This window comes from Flavobacterium sp. CYK-55, assembly GCF_018413465.1.
GTDB lineage: Bacteria > Bacteroidota > Bacteroidia > Flavobacteriales > Flavobacteriaceae > Flavobacterium.
Genome location: NZ_JAHCDK010000049.1, coordinates 1 through 272, shown reverse-complemented (window position 1 = coordinate 272; position 272 = coordinate 1). Strand labels below are relative to the sequence as shown.

Here is a 272-nt window from a genome sequence, read left to right as displayed (position 1 = left end):
TATTAAAAGTCAATCCGCTTGGTAAACTAGGCGAAATACTGTAGTTGACTACTGCTCCGCCTGAAATCGATGGATGAAGATGAGTAATCGGAACTCCTACAGTATAAATATTTGGTGAATTATAACTTAAAGCTGACGGCGCGACATCATTCACGGTAATCGAAATTCCAAACGAAGTTGAACCGCCGGAATTCAAAGCCGTTACGGTATAAATTGCTGTAGATGAAACTGCATTCGGTGTTCCTGAAATCACCCCTGAAGTTGTATCAAAC

General features: G+C 40.8%; 1 protein-coding gene. It reads right to left on the bottom strand.

The features are described from left to right. Positions 1-272, bottom strand: a 272-nt coding sequence (locus tag KIH23_RS13680; protein ID WP_213214056.1) for a hypothetical protein, incomplete at both ends; no start/stop codon positions are given.